The 25548-nt window shown below is 64.3% G+C and carries 22 protein-coding genes; 19 read left to right on the plus strand and 3 right to left on the minus strand.

The window, feature by feature from the left end:
• Positions 1 to 44 precede the first annotated feature (44 nt).
• The 10 genes from ACW9IB_RS17855 to ACW9IB_RS17900 all read left to right on the plus strand — a co-directional run bounded on the left by ACW9IB_RS17855 (position 45) and on the right by ACW9IB_RS17900 (position 9879).
• Entirely contained in the window at positions 45 to 908 is an 864-nt protein-coding gene (locus ACW9IB_RS17855; RefSeq protein ID WP_457414729.1) for a VOC family protein, read from the plus strand.
• Positions 905 to 1609: a class II aldolase/adducin family protein gene (locus tag ACW9IB_RS17860; RefSeq protein WP_457414731.1), complete on the plus strand. Its 705-nt coding sequence runs from the start codon at positions 905 to 907 to the stop codon at positions 1607 to 1609. Before ACW9IB_RS17855 ends, ACW9IB_RS17860 begins: the two co-directional genes overlap by 4 nt.
• Entirely contained in the window at positions 1606 to 3063 is a 1458-nt protein-coding gene (locus ACW9IB_RS17865) for a 2-hydroxymuconic semialdehyde dehydrogenase (protein WP_457367846.1), read from the plus strand. Before ACW9IB_RS17860 ends, ACW9IB_RS17865 begins: the two co-directional genes overlap by 4 nt.
• A gap of 8 nt (positions 3064 to 3071) precedes the next feature.
• The gene (gene dmpE / locus ACW9IB_RS17870) at positions 3072 to 3848 is read left to right on the plus strand and encodes a 2-oxopent-4-enoate hydratase (RefSeq protein ID WP_457367845.1); all 777 of its coding nucleotides are present in this window, start codon (positions 3072 to 3074) and stop codon (positions 3846 to 3848) included.
• 11 nt (positions 3849 to 3859) lie between these two features.
• Positions 3860 to 4660 (plus strand): 2-oxo-3-hexenedioate decarboxylase, encoded by an 801-nt coding sequence (gene dmpH / locus ACW9IB_RS17875; protein WP_457367844.1) that lies wholly within the window; start codon positions 3860 to 3862, stop codon positions 4658 to 4660.
• A gap of 10 nt (positions 4661 to 4670) precedes the next feature.
• Complete coding sequence (locus ACW9IB_RS17880; protein WP_457367843.1) at positions 4671 to 4862, plus strand: 2-hydroxymuconate tautomerase; 192 nt, start codon at positions 4671 to 4673, stop codon at positions 4860 to 4862.
• A 1-nt stretch (position 4863) separates the two neighbouring features.
• The gene (locus ACW9IB_RS17885; protein ID WP_457414732.1) at positions 4864 to 5796 is read left to right on the plus strand and encodes an acetaldehyde dehydrogenase (acetylating); all 933 of its coding nucleotides are present in this window, start codon (positions 4864 to 4866) and stop codon (positions 5794 to 5796) included.
• A 10-nt stretch (positions 5797 to 5806) separates the two neighbouring features.
• The gene (dmpG, locus tag ACW9IB_RS17890; protein ID WP_457414733.1) at positions 5807 to 6829 is read left to right on the plus strand and encodes a 4-hydroxy-2-oxovalerate aldolase; all 1023 of its coding nucleotides are present in this window, start codon (positions 5807 to 5809) and stop codon (positions 6827 to 6829) included.
• Between the two features lie 267 nt (positions 6830 to 7096).
• Positions 7097 to 8446: an MFS transporter gene (locus ACW9IB_RS17895; RefSeq protein WP_457414735.1), complete on the plus strand. Its 1350-nt coding sequence runs from the start codon at positions 7097 to 7099 to the stop codon at positions 8444 to 8446.
• A gap of 98 nt (positions 8447 to 8544) precedes the next feature.
• Positions 8545 to 9879, plus strand: coding sequence for an OprD family porin (locus ACW9IB_RS17900; RefSeq protein WP_457367839.1), 1335 nt, complete (start codon positions 8545 to 8547; stop codon positions 9877 to 9879).
• 121 nt (positions 9880 to 10000) lie between these two features.
• On the opposite strand, the gene ACW9IB_RS17905 is transcribed toward ACW9IB_RS17900, so the two are convergent.
• Positions 10001 to 11437 carry a serine hydrolase domain-containing protein gene (locus tag ACW9IB_RS17905; protein WP_457414736.1) on the minus strand — a complete coding sequence of 479 codons (1437 nt, stop codon included), beginning with the start codon at positions 11435 to 11437 and terminating at the stop codon, positions 10001 to 10003.
• Between the two features lie 24 nt (positions 11438 to 11461).
• Positions 11462 to 12376: a LysR substrate-binding domain-containing protein gene (locus ACW9IB_RS17910; protein WP_457367837.1), complete on the minus strand. Its 915-nt coding sequence runs from the start codon at positions 12374 to 12376 to the stop codon at positions 11462 to 11464.
• Positions 12377 to 12753: 377 nt separating this feature from the next.
• On the opposite strand from ACW9IB_RS17910, the gene ACW9IB_RS17915 reads away from it, so the two are divergent.
• The 9 genes from ACW9IB_RS17915 to ACW9IB_RS17955 all read left to right on the plus strand — a co-directional run bounded on the left by ACW9IB_RS17915 (position 12754) and on the right by ACW9IB_RS17955 (position 25171).
• A complete protein-coding gene (locus ACW9IB_RS17915; RefSeq protein ID WP_457414737.1) occupies positions 12754 to 14316 on the plus strand; it encodes an ABC transporter substrate-binding protein in 1563 nt (520 codons plus the stop codon).
• Positions 14317 to 14318: 2 nt separating this feature from the next.
• Positions 14319 to 15260 (plus strand): ABC transporter permease, encoded by a 942-nt coding sequence (locus ACW9IB_RS17920; RefSeq protein WP_457367835.1) that lies wholly within the window; start codon positions 14319 to 14321, stop codon positions 15258 to 15260.
• Positions 15257 to 16135 (plus strand): ABC transporter permease, encoded by an 879-nt coding sequence (locus ACW9IB_RS17925; protein WP_457414738.1) that lies wholly within the window; start codon positions 15257 to 15259, stop codon positions 16133 to 16135. Before ACW9IB_RS17920 ends, ACW9IB_RS17925 begins: the two co-directional genes overlap by 4 nt.
• The gene (locus ACW9IB_RS17930; protein WP_457414740.1) at positions 16132 to 17775 is read left to right on the plus strand and encodes an ABC transporter ATP-binding protein; all 1644 of its coding nucleotides are present in this window, start codon (positions 16132 to 16134) and stop codon (positions 17773 to 17775) included. The genes ACW9IB_RS17925 and ACW9IB_RS17930 overlap by 4 nt, the downstream gene beginning before the upstream one ends.
• A gap of 112 nt (positions 17776 to 17887) precedes the next feature.
• Positions 17888 to 19141, plus strand: coding sequence for an OprD family porin (locus tag ACW9IB_RS17935; protein ID WP_457367832.1), 1254 nt, complete (start codon positions 17888 to 17890; stop codon positions 19139 to 19141).
• A 207-nt stretch (positions 19142 to 19348) separates the two neighbouring features.
• Positions 19349 to 20467, plus strand: coding sequence for a succinylglutamate desuccinylase/aspartoacylase family protein (locus ACW9IB_RS17940; RefSeq protein WP_457414742.1), 1119 nt, complete (start codon positions 19349 to 19351; stop codon positions 20465 to 20467).
• Between the two features lie 156 nt (positions 20468 to 20623).
• The gene (rocD, locus tag ACW9IB_RS17945) at positions 20624 to 21817 is read left to right on the plus strand and encodes an ornithine--oxo-acid transaminase (RefSeq protein ID WP_457367830.1); all 1194 of its coding nucleotides are present in this window, start codon (positions 20624 to 20626) and stop codon (positions 21815 to 21817) included.
• The gene (gene acnA / locus ACW9IB_RS17950) at positions 21814 to 24465 is read left to right on the plus strand and encodes an aconitate hydratase AcnA (RefSeq protein WP_457414743.1); all 2652 of its coding nucleotides are present in this window, start codon (positions 21814 to 21816) and stop codon (positions 24463 to 24465) included. Before rocD ends, acnA begins: the two co-directional genes overlap by 4 nt.
• On the plus strand, positions 24458 to 25171 hold the full coding sequence (locus tag ACW9IB_RS17955) for a transporter substrate-binding domain-containing protein (protein WP_457414744.1): 714 nt from the start codon (positions 24458 to 24460) through the stop codon (positions 25169 to 25171). The genes acnA and ACW9IB_RS17955 overlap by 8 nt, the downstream gene beginning before the upstream one ends.
• Here ACW9IB_RS17955 and ACW9IB_RS17960 read toward each other — a convergent pair.
• Complete coding sequence (locus tag ACW9IB_RS17960; RefSeq protein WP_457367827.1) at positions 25157 to 25519, minus strand: NUDIX hydrolase; 363 nt, start codon at positions 25517 to 25519, stop codon at positions 25157 to 25159. The two genes, ACW9IB_RS17955 and ACW9IB_RS17960, sit on opposite strands and share 15 nt — an antisense overlap.
• Positions 25520 to 25548: the final 29 nt, after the last annotated feature.

Consider the following 25548-nt stretch of genomic DNA (forward strand, 5'->3'; position numbering starts at 1 on the left):
GCGAGGATTGTGTCCAGACAAGAATAAAACCAAGAGGCACCCTCATGATCAACCTGCATGACATCCGCTACGTGCGCCTGGGCACCGCGGACCTTGCCCAGGCCAAGCTGTACGCCACGCAGATGCTCGGCCTGCAAGTGGCGCGCGAGGCCAACGGTGCGATCTATTTTCGCTCCGACAGCCGCGACCACACCCTGTGCTACTACGAAGGCGATCCACGGGAAACCACCACGGCCTTCGAAGTCACCAGCTGGAACGAACTCGACCACGCCGCCCAATTGCTCGAAGACAACGGCTTCGCCGTGCGTCATGGCAGCCGCGAAACCGCCGAGGTGCGCCACGTCAACGAGCTGATTCAGTTTCGCGACCCCAGCGGCAATAACATCGAATTGGTGCTGCGCCCCCATGCCAGCGGCAGCCGTTACTTCGCCAGCCGCGATGCAGGCATCACCGGCTTCAGCCATATCGGCCTGCGCACCACCGACGCCAAACGCGACGAAGCCTTCTGGACCACCCTGGCCAACGCCCGGGTCAGTGATCGCATCGGTGACGCGCCGTTGCTGCGCATCGACGAGGTGCACCACAAGATCGCGCTATTCCCCTCCAGCCACGCCGGCGTGCAGCACATCAACCACCAGGTGGAAAGTATCGATGACGTGATGCGTGCCTGGTACTTCCTCAAGGAGCGCGGGATCAGGATTCTGTTCGGGCCGGGCCGCCACCCGACGTCCGGGGCGATGTTCCTGTACTTCGAAGGGCCGGACGGCATGACCTACGAATACTCCACCGGCGTCAGCCACATCGCTGCGCAAGACGAAGCCACCCATCAGCCCCGGCAATTTCCGCTGGTCACCAGCTCGTTCTGTGCCTGGGGTTCGAAGCCGGACATTCCGGAGTTCAAGTCATGAGCCGCGTCAGCCAGGAAGCCGAAGTGCGCGTGGCCGCGCGTGCCCTGGCCAACGCGGGTTTTGTACACGCCTACGGCCATTGCAGTGTGCGCCTGGATGCCGGGCATTTCCTGGTCTGCGCCGCCAGGCCCATGGGCCTGATCCAGCCCGGCGAGCCCGGCACTGTCGTGCCGGTGCACGGCCCGCTGCCGGAAGGGGTGTTGGGCGAAGTGCGCATCCACCAGCAGATTTACCAGCGTCGGCCCGACGTCAATGCGGTGATCCGCTGCATGCCGATGCAGGTGATGAGCCTGTCCTGCGCCGGGCTTGCCCCACGGTTGCGCCACGGCATGGGCGCGTATTTCAAGGACGGCGTACCGCTGTGGGATGACCCGCAATTGCTGCGCGATGACCCACAGGCCGCCGCCCTGGCCGAGCAATTGGGCCGGTCCCGGGCCCTGGTGATGCGCGGCAACGGCGCCATCGTGGTCGGCGGCTCCCTGGTGGAGGCGCTGACCCTGGTGTTCTACCTGGAGGACGCCGCCCGCATCGAGTTGCAACTGCTGGCCGCCGGAGTCGCCGACCACGCACCGCTGCTGAGCCTCGACGAAGCCAGCCGTCGAGCCACCAACAGCGGGCGGATTTTCGAACGCATGTGGGACTACCTCACCGCCGGCGATGCCGAGCTGAACCTGATAACAAGAGAAGAGCGCCAACCATGACCAAGCATTTTCACAACTTCATCGACAACCAATGGGTCGAGGGCGTACGTACCTTCGACAACCGCAACCCCGCCGACAATAGCCTGATCGGCCAGGTTCACGAGGCCGGCCGCGAGCAAGTCGACGCGGCGGTCAAGGCGGCCCGCGCTGCGCTGAACGGCCCTTGGGGCAAGATGACCATCGCCCAGCGCACCGCGCTGCTGCACAAGGTGGCCGACGGTATCGAACAGCGCGCCGAAGAATTCGTCGCCGCCGAAGTGGCCGACACCGGCAAACCCCATGCGCTGGCCAGCCACCTGGACATCCCCCGTGGCGCGGCCAACTTCAAGGTGTTTGCCGACCTGATCCGCAACGTGCCCACCGAAAGCTTCACCATGGACACCCCCGACGGCGGCAAGGCCGTCAACTACGCGGTACGCAACCCGCGCGGCGTGATCGGAGTGATCTGCCCATGGAACCTGCCGTTGCTGCTGATGACCTGGAAAGTCGGCCCGGCTTTGGCCTGCGGCAACACCGTGGTGGTCAAGCCGTCGGAAGAAACCCCGGCCACCGCCACCTTGCTCGGTGAAGTGATGCGCGATGCCGGTGTGCCGGCGGGCGTTTACAACGTGGTGCATGGTTTTGGCGAGCACTCGGCGGGGGCCTTCCTCACCGAGCACAAAGACGTCGACGGCATCACCTTTACCGGTGAGACCGGTACCGGCGAGGCGATCATGAAAGCTGCGTCCAAGGGCGTGCGCCCGGTGTCGCTGGAGTTGGGCGGCAAGAATGCCGGGGTGATTTTCGCCGACGCCGATCTGGACAAGGCCGTGGCCGGCATCGCCCGCGCGGTGTTCGAAAACAGCGGCCAGGTGTGCCTGGGCACCGAGCGCGTGTATGTGCAACGGCCGGTGTTCGACGCGTTTGTCGCCGCCCTCAAGGCGCGTGCCGAAGCCATCCAGGTCGGCGCGCCGAACGCCCCCGGCGTCACCATGGGCCCGCTGGTTTCCGTGGGTCACCGCCAGAAGGTGTTGAGCTATTACGCGCAAGCGGTCAAAGACGGCGCCACCGTCGTCACCGGCGGCGGCATCCCGGACATGCCCGCCGAACTGGCCGAAGGCGCCTGGGTGCAACCGACCATCTGGACCGGCTTGCCTGAAGACTCCGCGGTGATCCGTGAAGAAATCTTCGGCCCGTGCTGCCATATCGCGCCGTTCGACGACGAAGACGAGGTGGTGCGCCGGGTCAACGACACGCCTTACGGCCTGGCCGCCAGTGTGTGGACCACCGACCTGCAAGTCGCCCACCGCCTGGGCGCCGCGCTGGACGTCGGCATCTGCTGGATCAACTCGTGGTTCCTGCGCGACCTGCGCACCGCGTTCGGTGGCGCCAAGCAATCCGGCATCGGCCGCGAAGGCGGGGTGCATTCCCTGGAGTTCTACACCGAACTGCGCAACGTGTGCATCCGCCTGTGAGGTCCGCCATGACACATCTCAACCACCTCGGCGCGCAGTTGCACCAGGCGCTCACCGAACACAAACCCCTGGCGCCGCTCACCGAGCAATGCCCCGACTTGACCGTGGCCGACGCCTACCAGATCCAGCTGGCCATGCTGCAACCGCGCCTCGACGCCGGGCAGACCGTGATCGGCAAGAAGATCGGCGTCACCAGCCAGGTGGTGATGGACATGCTCGGCGTGGACCAGCCCGACTTCGGTCATCTGCTCAGCGACATGCTGGTCAACGACGGTGCCGCACTGGCCTGCGCTGACTTCATCGCGCCCAAGGCCGAAGGCGAGATCGCCTTTGTGCTCAAGCAGGACCTGGTCGGTCCCGGCGTGACTGTGGCCGATGTGCTGCGCGCGACGGCGTATGTGATGCCGTGCTTCGAAATCGTCGATTCGCGGATCAAGGACTGGAAAATAAAAATCCAGGACACCGTCGCCGACAACGCCTCGGCCGCCGCGTTCGTGCTTGGCGACGGCGTGGCCGACCCGCGTGAGATCGACCTGGCGTGCGTGGGCATGACCCTGGAAAAGAACGGCGAGATCGTCGCCACCGGCGCCGGTGCGGCGGCCCTTGGTCACCCGGCGAATGCCGTGGTGTGGCTGGCCAATACCCTGGGGCGCCTGGGCATCCCGTTGAAGAAAGGCGAGGTGATCCTGTCCGGGTCCCTGGCCGCCATGGTCCCGGTACAGCCCGGCGACCAGTTGCGCATGAGCCTGGGCGGTATCGGCTCGGCTTCCATCCGATTTGTTTGAAGGACAACCCCATGAACCTGTCAGCCGCAACCATCGCCGAACTGGCCATCCATTTGGAAAACGCCGAGCTCAATCGTGAAGCCGTGGCCAAGATCACCGATGCCCACCCGGACATGGACTGGGAAGACGCCTACGCGATCCAGAACGCCATTCGCGCCAACAAGGAGGCGCGGGGCGTGCGCATCGTCGGCCTGAAGATGGGCCTGACGTCCTTTGCCAAGATGAAGCAGATGGGCGTCACCGAGCCGATCCACGGCTTTATCACCGACTACGGTTCCTGCGCCGACGGTTCGGTGATCGACGTCGACACGCTGATCCACCCCAAGGTCGAAGCCGAAATCGCCTTTGTGCTCAAGCACCCGCTCAAAGGACCGGGCGTGCACGTGGGGGATGTGCTGGCGGCTACCGATTTCATTTTGCCGGCGGTGGAAGTGATCGACTCGCGTTATGAAAACTTCCGCTTCGACCTCAAGAGTGTGATCGCCGACAACACCTCGTCCGCGCGTTTCGTCACCGGTGGCCAGGCCCGCAGCCCGCTGGGCATCGACCTCAAGTGCCTGGGCGTGGTGATGGAAAAGAACGGTGAAGTGGTCGCCACCGCCGCCGGTGCCGCCGTCCTCGGCCACCCGGCGCAAAGCGTGGCGATGCTCGCCAATATGCTCGCCAGCCAGGGCAAGGAACTGCCCGCCGGCACCTTCATCATGACGGGCGGCGTGACCGAAGCCATCGCGGTGCAGGCGGGCGACCAGATCACCGTGCGCTACCAGCACCTGGGCAGCGTTTCCATGCGTTTTGCCGCCAAGTCCGAGTGAGGAAAGCACCATGCCGATCATGCAGGTTTATCTGATGGAAGGCCGCGACGACGAACAGAAGGCGCGGTTGATCGAAGCATTGACCGAGGCTGCGGTCGCATCGATCCAGGCCCCGCGAGAGTCCGTGCGGGTGATCATCACCGAAGTGCCGAAGACCCAGTTCGGGATCGCCGGCAAAACCGCCAAGGCCCTGGGGCGCTGACATGAATACACACAAGAAGAACGTCGCAATCATCGGCTCGGGCAACATTGGCACCGACCTGATGATCAAGATCCTGCGTCATGGCCAGCAGTTGCAGATGGCGGTGATGGTGGGCATCGATGCCGCCTCCGACGGCCTGGAGCGGGCGCGACGCCTGGGCGTGGCCACCACCCACGCGGGCGTCGCGGGGCTGGTGCGCATGCCCGAGTTTGCCGGCATCGATATTGTCTTCGACGCCACCTCGGCCACCGCCCATGTGGCCAACGATGCACTGCTGCGCCAGCACAAACCGGGCATCCGCGTGATCGACCTGACGCCGGCGGCCATCGGGCCGTACTGCGTGCCGGTGGTGAACCTGGACACCAACCTGGCGGCGCTCAACGTGAACATGGTCACGTGCGGTGGCCAGGCGACCATTCCGATGGTGGCGGCGGTGTCCCGGGTGGCCAAGGTGCATTACGCGGAGATCATCGCGTCCATCAGCAGCAGATCCGCCGGCCCCGGCACCCGGGCGAACATCGACGAATTCACCGAAACCACCGCCCAGGCCATCGAGGCGGTAGGCGGCGCGGGCAAGGGCAAGGCGATCATCGTGCTCAACCCGGCCGAACCGCCATTGATGATGCGCGACACGGTGTACGTGTTGTCGGAGGCGGCGAATCAGGCGGAGGTGGAAGCCTCCATCGAAGACATGGCCAATGCGGTCACTGCCTATGTGCCGGGCTATCGCCTGAAGCAGAAGGTGCAGTTCGACGTGATCGCGCCCGAGGCACCCTTGAACATTCCCGGGCTGGGCCGTTTCAGCGGTTTGAAGACCACGGTGTTCCTCGAAGTCGAAGGCGCCGCCCATTACCTGCCGGCCTACGCCGGCAATCTCGACATCATGACCTCCGCCGCGCTGGCCACCGCCGAGCGCATGGCGCAGGCTTTGTGAGGCCCCGACCATGACCTTCAACCCTGGCAAGAAGCTGTATATCAGCGACGTGACCCTGCGGGACGGCAGCCATGCCGTGCGTCACCAGTATTCCCTCGACAACGTGCAAACCATCGCCCGTGCCCTGGACAAGGCCCGTGTCGATTCCATCGAAGTGGCCCACGGCGACGGGCTGCAAGGCTCCAGCTTCAATTACGGGTTTGGCGCCCATACCGACCTTGAGTGGATCGAGGCGGTCAGCGATGTGATCAGCCACGCCAAGGTCGCCACCCTGTTGCTGCCGGGCATCGGCACCGTGCACGACCTCAAGGCCGCGTACAACGCTGGCGCGCGGGTGGTGCGGGTCGCGACCCATTGCACCGAGGCCGACTGCGCGCGCCAGCACATCGAGTACGCGCGCACCCTGGGCATGGACACCGTGGGCTTCCTGATGATGAGCCACCTGACCAGCCCGCAGAACCTGGCCATCGAAGCAAAGAAAATGGAGAGCTACGGCGCCACCTGCATCTACGTGGTGGACTCCGGCGGGGCCATGGGCATGCACGATATCCGCGAGCGCTTCCGTGCGGTGAAGGCCGTGCTCAAGCCCGAGACCGAAACCGGCATGCATGCCCACCATAACCTGTCGCTGGGCGTTGCCAACTCCATCGTCGCCGTGGAGGAGGGCTGCGACCGCATCGACGCCAGCCTCGCCGGCATGGGCGCCGGTGCCGGCAATGCGCCGCTGGAGGTGTTCATCGCCGCTGCCGACCGCATGGGCTGGAACCACGGCACCGACCTCTACGCGCTGATGGACGCCGCCGACGACATCGTGCGCCCGCTGCAGGATCGCCCGGTGCGCGTCGACCGCGAGACCCTGGCCCTGGGTTATGCCGGGGTGTATTCGAGCTTTCTGCGCCATGCCGAAGTCGCCGCCCGGCGCTACGACCTCAAGGCCGTGGACATTCTGGTGGAACTGGGCAAACGCCGCATGGTGGGCGGCCAGGAGGACATGATCGTCGACGTCGCACTCGACCTGCTGAACCGGCACTGACAGGTGACGCATGAGCAAGCTTTTGTGGTGAGCGGGCTTGTCCCGCGCTGGGCTGCGAAGCGGCCCCAAAACCTGATTGCTCGAACCTGCCGGAGAAATGCGGTGGCTTTAATTGGGGCTGCTTCGCAGCCCAGCGCAGGACAAGCCTGCTCACCACAAAAGAGCCACTCACCAGGTCAAGTTTGATCATTCTCAGGCGGAGTGGACGATCGCTTTTGCAGTACATTGGCTTCACCCCAAGACAAATCCAAAAACAGGGGAACATTGATGAACAGCAAGACTGCCAACATCGGCGCGACAATCGATAACAACAGGATCTCCGGCTACCAGATCATGGTGCTGCTCCTGTGCTTCCTGGTGGTGCTGGTGGACGGTTTCGACACCGCCGTCATCGGCTACATCGCCCCGGCCCTGCGCCAGGAGTGGGGCCTGCAGGCGGCGCAACTGTCCCCGGCCTTCGGCGCCGGGCTGTTCGGCCTGATGGTCGGCGCGTTTATCTTCGGCCCGGTGGCCGATGCCTACGGGCGCAAGAAGGTGCTGCTGGTGTCGGTGCTGATCTTTGGCATTGGCACCCTGGCCTCGGCGTATTCCACGTCCATCGAGATGCTCACCGCGCTGCGCTTTCTCACCGGCATCGGCCTGGGCGGGGCAATGCCGACGTGCATCACCTTGAGTTCCGAGTACTCGCCGGCCCGGCGCCGGATGATCATGGTCACCTTGAGCTACAGCGGTTTCACCACCGGTCTTGCGCTCGGCGGTGCGGTGGCCAGCCAGATCATTCCGGCGTTCGGCTGGCGCGGCGTACTGATGATCGGCGGGATCGTGCCGTTGCTGTTGCTGCCGTTGCTGGCCTGGTTGCTGCCGGAGTCGGTGCGCTTCATGGCCGCTCACCCGCAGCATGCCGATGCGCTGCGCAAGGTGATGGGCAAGATTACCGGACGCAAGGACCTGCACGATGTCACCTTCGTCGAGCCGCAAAGCCAGGTAGCGGTGCGTTCGCCGATCTCGCAACTGTTCATCGAAAACCGCGCCCTGCGCACCGTGCTGTTGTGGGGCACGTTTTTCTGTTCACTGTTTGTGTTCTACCTCCTGACCAGCTGGCTGCCGAGCATCCTCAAGGACGCCGGCTACGACATCGCCGCCGCCGCGCGAATCGGTGCGATGGTGCCGCTGGGCGGTACGGTGGGCGCGATCCTGCTGGCGTTGCTGATGGACCGCGTCAGCCCGTACCGCGTGCTGGGCCTGGCCTACCTGGGGGCGGCGCTGGTGATCGCGCTGATCGGCTTTGCGCTGGCGGATGCGTTCTGGCTGGGGCTCACGGTGTTCATGGTCGGCTTTGGCGTCGCTGGGGCGCAGAACGGCTTGAACCTGCTGTCCGCCAGCATTTACCCGACCGCCGCCCGGGCCACGGGGGTGAGCTGGGCCATGGCCAACGGCCGGGTGGGCTCGATCATCGGTTCGGTGCTGGGCGCGTGGCTGATCGCACAACTGGGCCAGCCGTCGGTGTTCTTCCTGGTGCTGGCGATTCCGGCGCTGTTCGGTTCGATTGCGATCTTCTCGCTGCAATTCATGACCGAAAAAAAGCCGGCGCCTGAGGTCACCGTACTCCCCACCTGACACCCCAACCCTTGTGGGAGCTGGCTTGCCAGCTCCCACCGTTGATCGGCGTTATTGCTTCACCCCACACAACAATAAAAGCCAACGGGTACACCCTCATGAAAACTTCCGTATTCCAAGCGGCGCCTGCGTGCGCCTGCGTTTTGCTCGCCGTCAGCACTGTGGCCCAGGCTGAAGGCTTCCTCGATGACGCCCATGCCAAGCTCGAGGCGCGCAACGTCTACTTCAACCAGGACAACCGCAGCGGCCCGGCCCAGCCGTCCAGGCTGGAGGAGTGGGGCCAGGGTTTTATCCTCAACGTCAATTCCGGCTACACCCAGGGGCCGGTGGGTTTTGGCGTGGATGCGCTGGGCATGCTCGGCATCCGCCTGGACTCCGGGCGCGGCACCCATGGCAACCCCAACAGCGTGACCCAGGGCGGGTTCGTGTTCCCCACCGACAGCGATGGGCGCGCAGTGAGTGACTTCAGCAGCCTCGGGCTGACCGGCAAAATGCGGGTGGCCAAGACCGAACTGAAAGTGGGCACCCTGATGCCAAGGCTGCCGGTGGTGGTCTACAACGATGGCCGCCTGTTGCCGGAAACCTTTCAGGGCTGGCAGGCCACCTCCAAAGACTTTGACAACTTCACCCTGATAGGCGGGCGCCTGAGCGGCGTGAAAAGCCGCAATTCGTCCAACAACGAAGACCTCGCCATCAGCGGTGCCGGCGGCCCGGCAGGCAAGCGCAGCAACCAGTTCTACTACGCCGGTGTGGATTACACGCTGCGCCCGAACCTGCTGTTGCAGTACTACTACGGTGACCTTGAAGACTTTTACCAGCAACACTTCGTCGGCCTGGTCCACACCCTGACCTTGCCGGTGGGCAGCCTCAAAAGCGACCTGCGCTTTTTCGACAGCTCATCGGACGGCCGCAATGGCAGTGCCGCCGGACGTGCCGAGGGCTATCGCAGCACCGGCTACCACAACAATGGCGAAGTGGATAACCGCGTGCTGGCGGGGCTGTTCACCTACAGCCTGGGCGGTCATGCGGTGAGCCTAGGCTACCAGCACCTCAACGGTTCCAGCGACTTTCCGTTCCTCAACCAGGGCGACGGTTCGGCCACCTACCTGATCACCGATCGCCAGACCGGCGCACGCTTCCAGCGCGCCGGGGAGAACACCTGGGTGGCGCAACACGCGTTCAACTTCGCCACGGTGGGGGTGCCGGGGTTGACCTCCCAAGTGGTCTACCAGCGCGGCGGTGATATCAAGTCCGACCAGGGCCGGCAGCACGAGTGGGAGCGTGACGTGATGCTGACCTACGCGTTCCAGAGCAAGGCCCTCACCGGGTTTGCCGTGCAATGGCGCAACGCGATGCTGCGCAGCACCGTGGCCACCCAGCGGGACCTGGATGAAAACCGGTTGTATCTGACGTATACCCGCGCGCTGTTCTGACTCGAGGCGTGTGGATGTCTCAGGGGCCCCATCGCAGGCAAGCCAGCTCCCACAGAGGAAGGTGATGCCTTGCGATCTGTGGGAGCGGGCAAGTCGAAGCGTCGAACCGCCGCTCCCACATTCAGTTCGGTGTTGTGCCTGTTAATACTGCCTGCTCGCGCTCCGCACTGTTGACGTTGACAGTGCGGGCGAAGCTCACGCCATCGCCTTCAAACACGCACACCACCCGATCCCGGAACGCGGTCTGCGGGTAGATCCAGGTCATTTCCAATGTTTGGGCATCCAACCAGCGTGCACCGGCGACGATCTGCGCATCGTGGAATTCATAGCCATGGTGCAACGCCCGGCCCGGCAGGCTGGTGAGGCCGCTGAGCCAGTGCTCGATGCCCACTTGCACGCGATGGGTGGCGTGTTCGTCGGTGAGTGCGAAGGTCAGCACATCGCCAGCAACGTCGAACGACAATTGCTGCACGCCCAGGCTGTTCGGCGCCATCGCGAATACCCGTGTCGAATCCGCAGGTGCGGCACAGGCCGAGACCAATGCCGGACGCTCGGCCATGCTTGCCAGGCGCCGCTCCAGCCGGGCATCGGCCTCGGGGTTGATGCACGGGTCAGCACCCAACACCGCAGGGAAATACCGCTCGATAAACGGCACGATTTCAGCCGAGTTCTTCATGCCGCCCACCAGGACCAGGGTTGCGTTCTGTTCGCGGTACACCGCTGCCATTTGCACGAATACCCCCAGGGCGCTGAACGCCGGGCGCGGTTTCATCATCCAGTGGTAGCCGTAACGGCTGTCGGGCCCACCCTGGGGCTTGGTCGCGGCCTCGACCCAGGCCACCGGCAGGACTTGTCGGCCTTCCCAAACGCCATTTTGTGCGTGCAGCACCGCCAGCTTGAGCGCCGCCGACACCGGCGCCGTAAGGCCGTTGCCGCCGGGATTCACCCCGTCGGGGCCGATATCCCAGGTTTCGTTGTGAATGGCCAGCGGCTGGAACAGGCGCGGCTTGAGGTACTGGTGCAGGGTTTGCCCGGTGACGCGGTTGATCAGCGCCGAGAGCATATAGCTGGCCGCACTGGTGTAGACGTATTCGGTGCCGGGCGCATAGGCCAGGGGAATCTTGAAGAACTCGGCGATCCAGCTGGTGGCGATGCCGCGCCACACCGAGCCGGAGGTGTTGCTGGCGTGGCCGGTGCGCATGGTCAGCAGGTGTTCGACGGTCATGTCGGCCAGGCGCGGGTCGGCGTCGGGCGGCACGTCGTCGGGAAAGAAGCTCACCAACCGGTCATCAAGCCTGAGCAAGCCTTCGTCGATGGCCAGGCCGATGGCGCAACCGGTGAAGCTCTTGGCCATGGAGTGCAGCACGCGGGGCTCGTTGGGGTCCACCGGCCAGGTCCAGCCTTCGGCGACCACATGGCCATGGCGGTGCAGCATGAAACCGTGCAGGTCGAGGCCGGCGGCCTTGACCTCGTCGAGAAAGGCAATCAGGCGGTCGGGGTCCACACCCACGCTGCTGGCGCTGGCGCGGGGCAAACCGTCATAGGAAATCGGAGGCATGAAGGGGCTCGCGGGTAGGGTGGCTCAACGGCTGCGGTGCACCAGCCGGGAATAGGAAATCAGCATGCTGGTCAGCTCCTGGCTGACCCCGGTAAGGGGCGCGGAACGGCGGCTGATCAAGCACACATCACGCGGTGCCAGCGGCTCGTCGATGGCGATGGTGGTGAGTGCGCTGGAAAACAGTTTCATGCCCGGCAGCATGCGCGGCTCGATGGTCAGGTAGTCGGTTTCCGAGACGATATGCAGGGTTTCCAGCAGCGAATCGGTGGTGATCGCGATCTTCGGCGGCGCCAGGCCCTGGGTGCGGAACAGCTGGACCAGGCGGTTTTCCGCACCGCCGATCACGCCGGTGGAGCGCACGCTGATCCATTGGCAGTCCACCAGTTCCTGGACCGACCTGGCCTGGGCCAACGGGTGGCCCTTGCGCGCAATGATGCCGGCGCTGGAGCTATAGAGGCGGTCGATGGACAGGTCGATGTCGGTGACGTTCGGCGCCAGCGGGCACAGCACGAAATCCAGGCGGCCATCGCGGACTTTTTCCACCAGGCCCTTGGTGGTGCCGCTGGCGACGTGCACCTGGATGCGCGGGAAGCGTTGGGTGAAGTTGCTCAGCACCGGCACCAGCAGTTCGGCCAGGGGCTCGGAGGTGACACCCAGATCGATATGGCCTTCGGGTTCGCCTTTCCAGGGTTGCAGGTCGAGTACCGCGCGTTCGCAGTCGAGGGTGATGGAGCGCGCGCGTACCAGGAACACCTCACCGGCGGCGGTCAGGTTGATGCCCTGGTTGGAGCGCTGCAGCAGCACTACGCCCAGTTCCTTTTCCAGGCTCTGGATCGACTGGGTCAGGGTGCTTTGCGCCACATCCAGCTGACGAGCCGCCGAGCGGAAACTGCCTTTTTCGACCACGGCGCAGAACGCACGCAGATGGGTGAGAGTCATGGACGACGGCCTCGTTTGGAATCGATTGAACCCTTGAATACCGGCCAGCTTATCTGATGGCTCCTGGTGCGCACAGATCGTTTTTATCGATCAGGTTCATTATTTTTGAACGCCTGCAAACGCCGCCCGGGCCTGATTTTTCGGTAGGCTGGGGGCAGGGCGGAGGATGCTTGGCAGGTGATCGGAAAAGCCGAGCCTGATCACCTGGAGCGTTCTTCTCAAGCTTGCCGGACCGGGCATAAGATCGGTCCAGGAACATTCGCCAACCGTGACGGCGACTAAAACAACAACAACTATCCAGGTGTTCGGCCGTGCCTTTCTTTGGGTCCTGCCAGCGTCCGAACCCAAGCGTAAGGATCATTTAAGGTGCATTTATCATGAACAAGACTTTAATCCTGGCAGGCGCCTTGTCTGCGGCGCTGATGGGCACTGCCCACGCAGAAAGTGTGTTGAAGGTGGCGCTCAATGCCGACATCCGCAGCACCGACCCGGGCGTGAACCGTGACACCAACTCCGATGCGGTGATCATGCACATCACCGAAGGGCTGGTGGCCTTCCGTGAAGACGCTACCGTCGGCCCTTTGCTCGCCAAGGACGTGCAGGTGTCCGACGACGGCTTGCGCTATACCTTTCATCTGCGCGACGGGGTGAAGTTCCAGAACGGTCAGCCGCTGACCTCCGCCGAGGTGCTATGGACCTGGAGGCGCTTCCTCGACCCCAAGACCCAATGGCGCTGCGCACCTGAATTCGATGGCCATGGCGGCGCGAAGATCGTCGACATGAGCGCCCCGGACCCACTGACCGTGGTGTTCACCCTCGACAAGCCCAACGGTCTGTTCCTCACCAGCACCGCGCTGCCTGAATGCGGCGGCAGCGGCATCCTGAGCCCGGACTCGCTCAACGCCGACGGCAGCTGGAAAGCTCCGGTCGGCACCGGCCCGTTCCGCCTGGGCGACTGGAAGCCCGGTCAATATGTAGAGCTGTTGCGCAATGCCGGCTACACCGCCCGCGATGAAAAAGACCCCGACGGCTATACCGGCAACAAAACCACCACGCTCGACCGTGTGCGCCTGCTGGTGATCCCGGATCCGGCGGCGGCCAAGGCGGCATTGCTGTCGAAGAACGTTGACCTGCTGATCGACGTCACCCCACTGGACGCCACTGAACTGGCGGCCCATTCGAATGTGCGGGTGACCTCCAGCGGCACCATGTCGGTCAATGCCTTGCTGTTCCAGACCCGCGATCCGTTGCTCAAGGACGTGCGCCTGCGCCAGGCCATCGCCCATGCCCTGGACTCCGCGCAAATCGTCGAAGCCCTCACCGGCGGCCGTTCCAGGGCCAACAACTCGATGGTCGCCAGTGGCAGCCATTACCACACCGCCGTCGAGGACCTGGGGTTTGCCTTCGACCCGGCCAAGACCGCGCAATTGCTGCGCGAAGCCGGCTACAAGGGGGAGCCGATCAAGCTGATCGTCAACAAGCGCTACGCGGCGATCTTCGACATGGGCGTGTTCGTGCAAGCCATGGCCAAGGCCAGCGGCATCAACCTGGAACTGGAAACCCTGGAGTGGGGCACCCAGCTGGAGCGCTACCAGAGCGGCAACTACCAGATGATGGCGTTCCCGTACTCCGAGCGCCTGGACCCGGCGCTGAGTTTCGACTCGATGACCGGCGACAAGGACAAGGAAACCCGCAAGGTCTGGGACAACCCCCAGGCGCGCGAATGGTTGCGTGAAGCCCAGCGCGAAGGCGACGTGAACAAGCGTCAGGCGCTGTTCGATCAACTGCATCGGCAGATGATCAAGGACGTGCCGATGATCCCGATGTACAACGGCAACGCCATCGCCGCCAGCCGTGACTACGTCAAGGGCCTGCGCACCTGGCCGGTGTCCAAGCCACGCCTGTGGACCGTCAGCGTCCCCGCTTCCGGGAGCAATTGAGGATGTTTCGTTTTATCTCCCAACGCCTGGCGATGTCGGTTCCGACCTTGCTGCTGATCTCGCTGATGGTCTTCGCGATCATCCGCCTGGTCCCGGGTGACCCGGCGTTGCTGATGCTCGGCGATATGGCCGACGCCCACAGCCTGGAAGTGGCGCGAGCCTCCCTGGGCCTGGACCAGCCGTTGCCGGTGCAGTTCGTGATCTGGCTCAAGGCGGTGCTCAGCGGCGACCTCGGGCATTCGATCACCACCAACGAGGCGGTGCTGCCGCTGATCCTGGATCGTTTCCAGGTCAGTGCCGGGATTGTGCTGGTCTCGGTGTTGCTGGCGGCCTTGATCGCGGTGCCGGCGGGCTTGCTCGCGGCGTGGAAGCAGGACAGTGCGATGGACTTCGGCGTGGTCTCTACCGCCACGCTGTTGCTGTCGATCCCGAGCTTCTGGCTGGGCCTGCTGTTGCTCTATGCGTTCGGCATCAAACTGGGCTGGCTGCCGGTGGTGGGGTATGTGTCGTTCGGCCAGGCGCCGTGGCAGGCCCTGAGTTTTGTGGTGCTGCCGATTGTCACCCTGACCCTGGTGGAGCTGGGCGCGATTACCCGCATGGCCCGGGCCAGCGCGATTGAAGTGCTGCGCCTGGAGTACATCACCCATGCCCGCGCCAAGGGCCTGTCGGAACGCGCCGTGTTGTGGCGCCATGCGCTGCGCAATTCGTTCGCCCCGACCCTGACCCTGATCGGCCTGATCCTTGGCAACCTGCTCAGCGGCATCGCGGTGCTCGAAACCGTGTTCACCCTGCCGGGCATCGGTCGCCTGATGGTCGACGCCATCTATGCCCGGGACTATCCGGTGCTGCAAGGCTGCCTGCTGCTGGTGACCTTTGTCTATGTGCTGGTCAACCTGTTGGTGGACCTGCTGTACCCGCTCTTCGACCCCAGGGTTAAGTTATGAATAAGCCGCTTCCTGTTGCACCCGAGGTGCTGTTGCCCGCACCGGGGCGTGCCCCCAGGGCCTGGCGTGTGCCGCCGTTGAATGCGCTGATCGGTGCGCTCCTGCTGGCCTTGCTGTTGACCATGGCCGCCGTCGGCCTGGTATGGACACCCCACGATCCGCTGGCGCTGAACCTGCTGGCGCGGTTGCAGGCGCCTACCGCTGCGCACTGGCTGGGCACCGATGAATATGGCCGCGATGTATTGAGCCGCCTGATGATCGGCGCGCACACCAGCCTGTGGGTGAGTGTGTTGACCGTGAGCATGGCGATTGTCGCCGGCACTTTTCTCGGTTTGCTCTCCGGCTTCCTGCGCGGCTGGGTCGACCGTGGCCTGATGATGGTCAACGACGCACTGCTGGCGTTCCCCGGCATCCTCTTGGCCCTGGGCCTGATGGCGATCATCGGCCCGAGCCTGTACGGCATCGTCTTCGCCCTGAGCCTGGCCTACACGCCATCGGTGGTACGGGTGGTGCGCGGCACGGTGTTGTCGCTGCGTGAAAAAGAGTTCGTCGAGGCCTCGCGGGTGATCGGCAATTCGGAGCTGTACACCATGCTGCGCCACATCGCGCCGAACTGTGTGGCGCCAGTGTGCGTGCTGGCTACCAGCATGTTCGGCTGGGCGATTCTCGCGGAAAGCTCCCTGAGCTTCCTGGGGCTGGGCGTACCGCCACCGGCGGCGACCTGGGGCAACATGCTCGCGGCCAGCCGGCCGTACATCGCCACGGCCAGCTGGCTGGGGCTGTTTCCCGGTGTCTGCATCGCCATGGCGTTGCTGGCCTTCAACCTGTGTGGCGACGCCTTGCGCGACCGCCTTGACCCACGGATGAGTAAATGACCATGACTGACGTACTGTTGGCCGTCGATCACCTGAAAATCCGCATCGGTTCCCACGGCCCGCTGGCGGTCAATGACCTGAGCTTCACCATTGCCCCCGGTGAAATCGTCGCGCTGGTGGGGGAGTCGGGCAGCGGCAAGACCATGGCCGCCCGCGCCGCCATCGGCCTGTTGCCACCGCCGCTGGAACACTGCGGTGGCCAGGTGCGGTTCCAGGGCCATGACCTCAATGCACTCCAGCCCGAGCAACTGCGCGCACTGCGTGGCGCGAAGATCGGCATGGTGTTCCAGGAGCCGATGGTCTCGCTCAACCCGTCCATGAGCATCGGCGAGCAGATGGCCGAGGGCCTGCGCCTGCACACCCAAATGACGGAGGCGCAGATCCGCGAGCGCAGCCTGGAGATGCTCGGCCATATCGGCATCAAGGACGCGGAGCGTTGCCTGGCGGCGTTTCCCCATGAGTTCTCCGGCGGCATGCGCCAACGCATCATGCTCGCCTCGGTAATGCTGTTGCGTCCGGCGCTGCTGATCGCCGACGAACCGACCACCGCGCTCGATTGCCTGGCGCAACTGGACGTGTTGAAGCTGATGCTCGATCTGACCCGCGAGCAGGGCACGGCGATTCTGTTTATCAGCCATGACCTGTCGCTGGTAGCGCGTTATGCCGACAAGGTGGTGGTGATGCGCGAAGGCCGCGCGGTGGAGCAGGGCAGCATCGAACAGATCCTGCTGGCGCCCAAGGCCGAGTACACCCGGCAACTGCTGGAGGCCTTGCCGCGTCGGGGTGAGCTGACGCCATTGCCCCAGGCCGAGCGGCCTTTGCTGAGCGTCAAGGACGTGTGCATCGAACACCCGGGGCCGCGCAGCCTGTGGGGACGCACCGCGTTCAAGCGCGTGGTGCATTCGGCCAACCTGACCATCGCACCGGGGGAAACCCTGGCGCTGGTGGGCGGCAGCGGTTCGGGCAAGACCACCCTGGGCCGGGCGATAGTCGGCCTGAACAAAGCCTGTGCCGGCGCCATCGAGTTCGAAGGCGTGGACATTCTCAAGTCCGGCAACCGTGAGCATCGCCTGCAATGCCAGATGATTTTCCAGGACCCGTACTCGTCCCTCGACCCGCGCATGAAGATCGGCGATATCCTCGCCGAGCCCTTGCGTCACGTCCCCGGCATGAGTGCCGAACAGAAGCGTGAACGGGTGGCGAAAACCCTGCTGGATATCGGCCTGGCCGAGCAGTTCGTCGACCGCTTCCCCCATCAGCTTTCCGGCGGTCAGCGCCAGCGTGTCGCCATTGGCCGCGCCCTGGTGCGCCACCCGCGATTGGTGATTGCCGATGAGCCGATTTCGGCGCTGGACATGACCATCCAGAAGCAGATTCTGGAGCTGTTCGAACGCTTGCAGGCCCAGTACGGATTTGCCTGTCTGTTTATCTCTCACGATCTGGCGGCGGTGGAGCGCATCGCACACCGGGTCGCGGTGATGAGCGAGGGCAAGGTGGTGGAAATGGGCGCCCGCGACGAGATCTTCGACCGCCCGCAACACCCCTACACCCGCAAGCTGCTGGCCGCCGCCAGCCCCTTGGAGAAACTTGAAAACGGTGGCTACCGCATCCGCCAGGGCCCCGTGCCGCTAGCGCTGTAACCCAGGACTGACTTCACACGCCGCGCAAATCCCGGATTTGCGCGAACGGCGAAGCCATGCCCGAAGAACAATAAAAACACCCCCCAACCCCCAACTGCCAGGAGCTAAAAAAATGAAAAAAACCCTGACTCAACTCATCACCGGCGTCGGCGTCGTGAGCAGCGGGATGGTCCCGTTCGCCGCCCAGGCCGACTTCATCAAGGACAGCAGCGGCACCCTGGAATTGAAGAACTACTACTTCAATCGTGACTACCGCGAAGAGGCCAGCCAGTCGGTGCGGGCCGAATGGGCCCAGGGCTTTCTGCTGGGCATCAAGTCCGGATTCACCGAGGGCACCGTGGGCTTCGGCCTGGACGCCATCGGCATGCTCGGCTTGAAACTCGACTCCAGCCCGGACAAGTCCGGCACCGGTCTGCTGCAACGCGACAGCGACAAGCGTGCCTCTGACAACTACTCCAAGCTCGGTGTGACCGCCAAGGCGCGCCTGGCCAAGAGTGAGTTGCGCGTGGGCTACCTGGTGCCGGATTTGCCGACCCTGCAACCCAATACCAGCCGGCTGTTCCCGCAGTCGTTCAGCGGTACCCAACTGGTGTCCAACGACATCACGAACCTCAAGCTCAGCCTCGGCCAGCTTGACCAGGCCAAGGACCGCGACTCCACCAACTACGAAGACATGAAGCTGACCACTGTCAGCAAGGTCTACAAAAGCACGGCCCTGAGCGACCAGTTCCGCTTCGCCGGCGGCGACTACTCGCTGACCCCCAATACCTTGCTCAGTTACCACTATGCGCAACTGGACAGCATCTACCACCAGCAATACGGCGGCTTCAAGAACAGCTTCGGCCTGGGCCCCGGCACACTGAAAACCGATGTGCGTTACTTCAAGGCCGACAAGGACGGTGCGGGCCTGGCGGGCGATGTCGACAACCGTGCGCTGAGTACCCGGTTGACCTACCAGTACGGCGGGCACAGCCTCGGCGGCGGCTTCCAGCGCCAGTTCGGCACCACGCCGTTCACCTACCTGGACGGCTCCATCACCTACCTGTTCACCGAGTACCAGTTCAGCAACTTCACCCAGACCAAGGAACAAGCCTGGCACGCGCGCTACGAGTACAACTTTGCCGACCTGGGCCTGCCGGGCCTGCTGTTCGGGGTGAAATACGCCAAGGGTGATTCGGCCGAAGTCGTCGGTTTCAATGGCGAAGGCCGTGAATGGGAACGTGACCTGGACATCAGCTACGTGGTGCAGAACGGTCCGTTCAAAGGTGTGTCGATGCGTTGGCGCAACGCCCTGGCCAAGGGCAACTTCTACAACGACGTCAACGAGAACCGCGTGCTGCTGGGGTACACCCTGGCGCTCTGGTAACGGCGTTATGTGGGAGCGGGCTTGCCCGCGATGGCGGCATCACGGCCAACAGCAATGTTGCCTGGCATACCGCTATCGCAGGCAAGCCAGCTCCCACACTGATCGGATTTGCAGATCAAGATAGTCCGGGCCGCCCTTACAGGTGATCACACCGGCTCGTTAGTATTTCTTCAGCGTCCATCACTCGAATATCGAGATTTCCGGTTTATGAAACTTAATCAACACCCTTTGCTGCAAGCGACACCGGGCACCCACAGGTACGTGGACAGTGAGCATTACGGCGCGGCGGGTGCAGGTCGAAAAATCTATATTCAGGCGGCGCTGCATGCCGATGAAACCCCGGCCATGCTGGTGGCCGCGCACCTGCGTCGGCAACTGGCGGCGCTGGAAAATGCCGGCCGCCTGAACGCGCAGGTGGTGCTGGTGGCGGTGGCCAACCCGACCGGTCTGGGCCAGTCCATCATGGGGGCGCCCAGCGGGCGCTTCGAACTGGGCAGCGGGCGCAACTACAACCGGGGTTTCCCGGTGCCGTATCAGGCCATCGCCGATAAGGTGGAGCATCGGCTCGGTCAGGACATCCACGCCAACCGCGAGCTGATCCGCCAGGCCTGGGGCGAATGCCTGCGCGCCGCCCAGCCGATGGACGAATACCAGTCGCTGCAACAGACCCTGATGCTGCTGGCCCACGACGCCGATATCGTGCTGGACCTGCATTGCTCCCGCGAAGCGGCGATGCACCTGTACACCGGCGAAGCGGTGTGGCCGACCATCGAGCCGTTGGCGCGCTATATCGGCGCCGAAGCCACCTTGCTCGCCACCGACTCACAGGCCAACTCGTTCGACGAAGCGCTGTACCTGTTGTGGGTCAACTTGCGCGAGCGCTTCGGCGAGCGTTTCCCGATTCCGGACAGCAGCATCGCGGTGACGGTGGAACACCGGGGCCAGCGCGATGTGTCCTATGAACTGGCCGAGCACGACGCCACGGCCATCATCGATTACCTGACTCACCTGGGCGCCATCGAAGGCACGCCGCGCCCGCTGCCGGCGCTGCGCAGCCCGGCCACGCCACTGGCCGGCAGCGAGCAGTTTTACGCGCCGAGTGCCGGGGTGCTGGTGCACCGCGCGGCGGTTGGCAGCCGCATCGAGGCGGGGCAGGCGCTGTTCGACATCGTCGACCCCCACAGCGGCCAGACCGTCACGGTCAGCAGCCAGACCACCGGTGTGTTGTACATGCGCCGTGATGTGCGCTTCGTGAAGCCGGGCGACCCGCTGGGCCGGGTCTCCGGTGCCACGCCGATTCGCAGCGGAAAACTCTTGAGTGCGTGATGTGTAACGCAGTCCAACTGTGGGAGCTGGCTTGCCTGCGATAGCGGTGGGTCAGTTAATGAATCGGGTGACTGATCGGCCGCATTCGCGGGCAAGCCCGCTCCCACAGTTGATCTTCATTGTTTATTTGATTTTTATCAGGCAGGACATTTCTCCATGCATTCCAACCCGGCAATCACCCTCGAAAACCAATTCTGCGCCCATAACTATTCGCCGCTGCCGGTGGTCATCGTCAAGGGCGAGGGCGTGTGGGCCGTTGGCGATGACGGCAAGCGCTACCTGGACATGATGTCGGCGTATTCCGCGGTCAGCCACGGCCATGTGCACCCGCGTATTCGCGCGGCGGCGGTGGCGCAGATCGACAAGATCAGTGTGGTGTCGCGGGCGTTCTACAGCGAACCGCTGGGCAACTTCCTCAAGGCGCTGTGCCGTATCACCGGGTTTGATTCGGTGCTGCCGATGAACAGCGGCGCCGAGGCAGTGGAAACCGCGATCAAGGCCGCACGGCGCTGGGGTTATCGGGTCAAGGGCATTGCCGCGAACCAGGCCAGGATCGTGGTGGCCGACAACAATTTCCACGGGCGTACCTCCACCATCGTCGGCTTCTCGTCCGAGCCGGACTACAAGGCTGATTTCGGCCCGTTCTGCAACGGTTTCACCGAGGCGCGCTTCGGTGATATCGAGAGCTTTCGCCAGGCAATCACCGCCGACACCTGTGCGGTGCTGATCGAGCCGATCCAGGGTGAGGCCGGCATCCGGGTGCCGCCTGCCGGTTTTCTGCGTGAGCTGCGCCAGTTGTGCGATGAAACCAACACCTTGCTGATCCTCGACGAGATCCAGTCGGGCCTGGGCCGCACCGGCAAGTGGTTTGCCTTCCAGCACGAAGGCATTCGCCCGGATGCGCTGATCCTGGGCAAGGCCCTGGGCGGCGGGATCATGCCGGTGTCGGCGTTCGTGGCGGACCACTCGGTGATGGACCTGTTCGATGCCGGCAGCCACGGCTCCACCTTCGGCGGCAACCCGCTGGCGGCGGCGGTTGGTCTGGAAGCCTTGAATGTGCTGGAGGAGGAAGGCTTGATCGATAACAGCGCGAACCTGGGGCAGTACCTGGTGGAGCGTCTGGTGGCGATGAACGCGCCGGCGATTCGCGAGATCCGCGGGCGCGGCTTGTGGGTGGGCGTGGAGCTGGACCGCGATGCGCGGCCACTCTGTGAGGCGCTGCTGGCCGAAGGCGTGCTGACCAAGGAAACCCACGAAAATGTGCTGCGCATCGCGCCGCCGCTGTCCATCACCCGTGAGGAACTGGACTGGGGCCTGGCGCGCATCGAGCAGGTGTTTGCGCAACTATGAAGGATCTACTCAATCACTTGGCCGTCGATGGGCAGCGCTACGCCTATATCGATTTGCACAAGCTGCTGACCCCGGCGCAGTTGCAGCGCTTGCCTTATGCGGTACGCATTCTGCTGGAAAACATCGCCCGTTGTGCCCCGCAAGCGCTGCCGACGGTACTGGCGCGCGCCACGGGCAGCGGGCCGGACTGCGAGGTGCCGTTCCAGCCCAATCGGTTGATGTTCCACGACACCACGTGCCTGCCGGCCCTGGCGGACTTCGCCGGGATGCGCGACAGCGTGGCGGAACTGGGTGGCGACCCGCAGGCGGTGAACCCGTCGATCCCGGCGGTGCTGACTATCGATCATTCGGTGATCGTCGAGCACTACGCCGAAGCCGGTGCGGTGGAAGCCAACCTGGACATCGATTTTCGCCGCAACAGCGAGCGCTATCGCTTCATCAAGTGGGCCCAGGCCAGCCTGGACAATTTCAAGGTGATCCCGCCGGGGACGGGGATCATCCACCAGATGAACATGGAGGCCGTCGCCCAGGTGGTGTGGGAAACCCCGACCGCCGACGGCGTGCTGCTGCACCCTGACTGCATGGTGGCCACCGACAGCCACACGCCGATGATCAATGCCATCGGCGTGCTGGGCTGGGGCGTCGGCGGCCTGGAGGGGCAGGCGGCGATGCTCGGCGAGCCGGTGCCGATCCCGTTTCCGCAGGTGGTGGGAATTCGTGTCAGCAACGCCTTGCGCGCTGGCGTGACCGCCACCGACCTGGCGCTGACTGTCACCGAGTTGTTGCGCCAGCGCAGCATGGTGGGCAAGTTCGTCGAGTTCTGCGGGCCTGGTTTGTCGAACCTGAGTTGGGCGGCGCGGGGTACCGTAGCGAACATGGCGCCGGAGTATGGCGCCACTGTGGTGTTTTTCCCGTTCGATGACGAGACCCTGAGGTACCTGGCGTTGAGCGCACGGCCGGCGCCGCTGCTGGCCAAGGTGTCGGCGTATATGGCGGCGCAAGCATTGTGGCGCCAGGACGACGCGCCGCAGCCGCAGTTCGATGAGTTGATCGAGCTTGACTTGGCGTCGGTGGAGCCCAGCGTCGCCGGGCCTCATCAGCCCCATCAGCGCCAGTCGCTGGCGCAGGCGGCTGCGTCGTTTCACCGGCATGTGCAGGGCGAGCCGGGACGGCAGTTTATCCAGCCCGGGTTCAATGCGCCGTTGACCCATGGCGCGGTGGTGATGTCGGCGATCACCAGTTGCACCAACACCGCCAACCCGGCGCAGATGATCCAGGCCGGGTTGCTGGCGCGCAATGCGCGGGCGCGTGGCGTTGGGCGCAAGCCGTGGGTGAAGACGTCGCTGTCGCCGGGGTCGCGGGTCGTTGCCGATTACCTGGAGGCGGCGGGGCTGCTGGAGGATTTTGCCACGCTGGGTTTTGACCTGGCGGGCTTTGGCTGCATGACCTGCATCGGCAATTCCGGCAGCCTTGAGGCGCATGTCGAGGCCTTCGCCGAGCAAGGGCTCAAGGGCGTGGTGGTGCTGTCGGGCAATCGCAATTTCGAAGGGCGGGTCAACCCGAAAGTCCCGGCGGGCTACCTGGCTTCACCGGCACTGTGCGTGGCTTATGCGATTGCCGGGAGTATCGATATCGATCTGTCCGCCAGCCCGTTGGCGCTGGATACCCACGGCAAGCCGGTGTACTTGCACGAGTTGATGCCGGGCGATGCCGAGGTGGCGGCGCAGGTGGCGCAGGTCGTGCGCCCGGCGTTGTTCCGGCAACGCGGTGAAATGCTCTGGCAGGGCACCCACCATTGGCAGGCGTTGGAGGCCGATGGCAGTGTGCAATTCGCCTGGGATGCGGACTCCACTTACTTGCGTCGCCCGCAGTACCTGGCGGATGTACACGCCTTGCCGCAGGCGCATTTGTCGGTGAGCAACGCCCGCGCGCTGGTGGTGCTGGGTGACAACGTCACCACTGACCATATCTCGCCCGCCGGGACCATCCCGGCCAATAGCCTGGCCGGAGCCTGGTTGCGTGAGCGCGGCGAAGCCGAGGCGGACTTCAACCAGTATTCGACCCGGCGCAGCAACCATGAGGTGATGGTGCGCGGCGCCTTCACCAACCCGCGACTGACCAACCTGCTCGACCCCACGCAAGCGCCGCGCCAGGGTGTGTGGGCGTGGAACGCCGACCGCAGCGAGTACCAGCCGCTGTACCTGGCCGCACAAAGCTACGCAGGCACGCCCACGGTGCTGTTTGCCGGCATCAACTACGGCGCCGGCTCCAGCCGCGACTGGGCGGCCAAGGTATTGAGCCTGCTGGGGATCAAGGTGGTGGTGGCGCGCAGCATCGAGCGCATTCACCGCAGCAACCTGATCGGCATGGGCGTGTTGCCGCTGGTGTTCGCCGAGGGCGCTTCGGTGCAGGGCGTGCAGCTCGACGGCAGTGAGCGGTTGACGTTCCTGGGGCTGGACAACCTGAAGGTCGGCGAAAACCCGATCACCTTGCAGGTCGAGCGCGCTGACGGACGCGTCGCCGAGCGCCTGTTGGCGCTGCGCCTCGACTCGCAGCAGGAGCTTGGGTACCTTGAGCACGGCGGGGTCTTGCCGTTCGTGATTCGCAAGACCGTGCAACGGACTCGTCAAGGAGCGCTCGATGGTTGATCCCCGTGTCATGCAACAACTGGCCCCTGATGGCGTGCTGCGCGCCGCCATCAACTTCGGCAACCCGGTACTGGCGCAACGCGGTGCGGGGGGCGAGCCGCAAGGGGTTTCGGTGGAACTGGCCAAGGCGTTGGCCGAAGCATTGGGCGTCGAACTGGAATTGGTCACCTTCGAGGCGGCTGGCAAGGTCTTTGCCTCCTTGGCCGAGGATGTCTGGCGTGTGGCATTCCTGGCGATCGAGCCGGTGCGCGAACAGGAGATCGCCTTCAGCGCGCCCTACGTGGAGATCAAGGGCACCTGCCTGGTGGCCAAGGATTCACCGCTCACGCATGTCGCCCAGCTGGACGCACCGGGTCGGCGCATCGCCGTCGGCCAGGGCGCTGCCTATGATTTGTATTTGAGCCGTACGCTCAAGCATGCGCAGTTGGTGCGCGCGCCCACGTCGGCAGCGGCGGTGGACTGGTTTGTCGAGCAGGAACTGGATGCGGCGGCGGGCGTGCGGGATTTCCTGCGTACCCAGGTCAGCGCGCAGCGGCGCCTCCTGGACGATGACTTCATGACCATCCGCCAGGCCATGGCGGTACCGGTGGCGCACGCAGCCGCGGCCGCGTTCGTCAGATCCTTTGTCGAACGGCAGAAGGCCAATGGTGGGGTCAAGCGAGGGTTGCTGGCCAGCGGCCAGAGCGCTGAGTTACAGGCGACGTAGGAAGGCTTTGACGATGTGCCGGGTGGCGTCGGTGGTGTCCAGTTCATCCATGGCGTCATAAGGATGCCACTGGCAATCGACTATTTCGTTGCAAGGTTTTGCATCGGCAATGTTCACCACCGACGCTTCGAACACGTGGTGAACGGTGTCGCGGGCTTTCAATTCCTGCAAATACAGCAGGCCGTCCACGTTCAATCCGGTCTCTTCTTCCAATTCGCGTTCAGCCGCGCCGACCGCGCGTTCATGGCGTTCGACCTTGCCCCCCGGCAACGCCCATTTCGATCTGGCCTTGCGCACGAAGAGGATATGCCCCTCGTGTTCGCAAATGACCGTGGCCCTTGTTTTCATCGTGTTTGCCCCCGCACGGGATGAATGTC

The organism is Pseudomonas sp. SDO524_S393 (genome assembly GCF_054071875.1).

Excerpts from the sequence above, each read along its gene's own strand:
- ACW9IB_RS17855 (WP_457414729.1), top strand. The coding sequence starts at position 45 with ATGATCAACCTGCATGACATCCGCTACGTGCGCCTGGGCACCGCGGAC.
- ACW9IB_RS17860 (WP_457414731.1), top strand. The coding sequence starts at position 905 with ATGAGCCGCGTCAGCCAGGAAGCCGAAGTGCGCGTGGCCGCGCGTGCC.
- ACW9IB_RS17865 (WP_457367846.1), top strand. The coding sequence starts at position 1,606 with ATGACCAAGCATTTTCACAACTTCATCGACAACCAATGGGTCGAGGGC.
- dmpE (WP_457367845.1), top strand. The coding sequence starts at position 3,072 with ATGACACATCTCAACCACCTCGGCGCGCAGTTGCACCAGGCGCTCACC.
- dmpH (WP_457367844.1), top strand. The coding sequence starts at position 3,860 with ATGAACCTGTCAGCCGCAACCATCGCCGAACTGGCCATCCATTTGGAA.
- ACW9IB_RS17880 (WP_457367843.1), top strand. The coding sequence starts at position 4,671 with ATGCCGATCATGCAGGTTTATCTGATGGAAGGCCGCGACGACGAACAG.
- ACW9IB_RS17885 (WP_457414732.1), top strand. The coding sequence starts at position 4,864 with ATGAATACACACAAGAAGAACGTCGCAATCATCGGCTCGGGCAACATT.
- dmpG (WP_457414733.1), top strand. The coding sequence starts at position 5,807 with ATGACCTTCAACCCTGGCAAGAAGCTGTATATCAGCGACGTGACCCTG.
- ACW9IB_RS17895 (WP_457414735.1), top strand. The coding sequence starts at position 7,097 with ATGAACAGCAAGACTGCCAACATCGGCGCGACAATCGATAACAACAGG.
- ACW9IB_RS17900 (WP_457367839.1), top strand. The coding sequence starts at position 8,545 with ATGAAAACTTCCGTATTCCAAGCGGCGCCTGCGTGCGCCTGCGTTTTG.
- ACW9IB_RS17905 (WP_457414736.1), bottom strand. The coding sequence starts at position 11,437 with ATGCCTCCGATTTCCTATGACGGTTTGCCCCGCGCCAGCGCCAGCAGC.
- ACW9IB_RS17910 (WP_457367837.1), bottom strand. The coding sequence starts at position 12,376 with ATGACTCTCACCCATCTGCGTGCGTTCTGCGCCGTGGTCGAAAAAGGC.
- ACW9IB_RS17915 (WP_457414737.1), top strand. The coding sequence starts at position 12,754 with ATGAACAAGACTTTAATCCTGGCAGGCGCCTTGTCTGCGGCGCTGATG.
- ACW9IB_RS17920 (WP_457367835.1), top strand. The coding sequence starts at position 14,319 with ATGTTTCGTTTTATCTCCCAACGCCTGGCGATGTCGGTTCCGACCTTG.
- ACW9IB_RS17925 (WP_457414738.1), top strand. The coding sequence starts at position 15,257 with ATGAATAAGCCGCTTCCTGTTGCACCCGAGGTGCTGTTGCCCGCACCG.
- ACW9IB_RS17930 (WP_457414740.1), top strand. The coding sequence starts at position 16,132 with ATGACCATGACTGACGTACTGTTGGCCGTCGATCACCTGAAAATCCGC.
- ACW9IB_RS17935 (WP_457367832.1), top strand. The coding sequence starts at position 17,888 with ATGAAAAAAACCCTGACTCAACTCATCACCGGCGTCGGCGTCGTGAGC.
- ACW9IB_RS17940 (WP_457414742.1), top strand. The coding sequence starts at position 19,349 with ATGAAACTTAATCAACACCCTTTGCTGCAAGCGACACCGGGCACCCAC.
- rocD (WP_457367830.1), top strand. The coding sequence starts at position 20,624 with ATGCATTCCAACCCGGCAATCACCCTCGAAAACCAATTCTGCGCCCAT.
- acnA (WP_457414743.1), top strand. The coding sequence starts at position 21,814 with ATGAAGGATCTACTCAATCACTTGGCCGTCGATGGGCAGCGCTACGCC.
- ACW9IB_RS17955 (WP_457414744.1), top strand. The coding sequence starts at position 24,458 with ATGGTTGATCCCCGTGTCATGCAACAACTGGCCCCTGATGGCGTGCTG.
- ACW9IB_RS17960 (WP_457367827.1), bottom strand. The coding sequence starts at position 25,519 with ATGAAAACAAGGGCCACGGTCATTTGCGAACACGAGGGGCATATCCTC.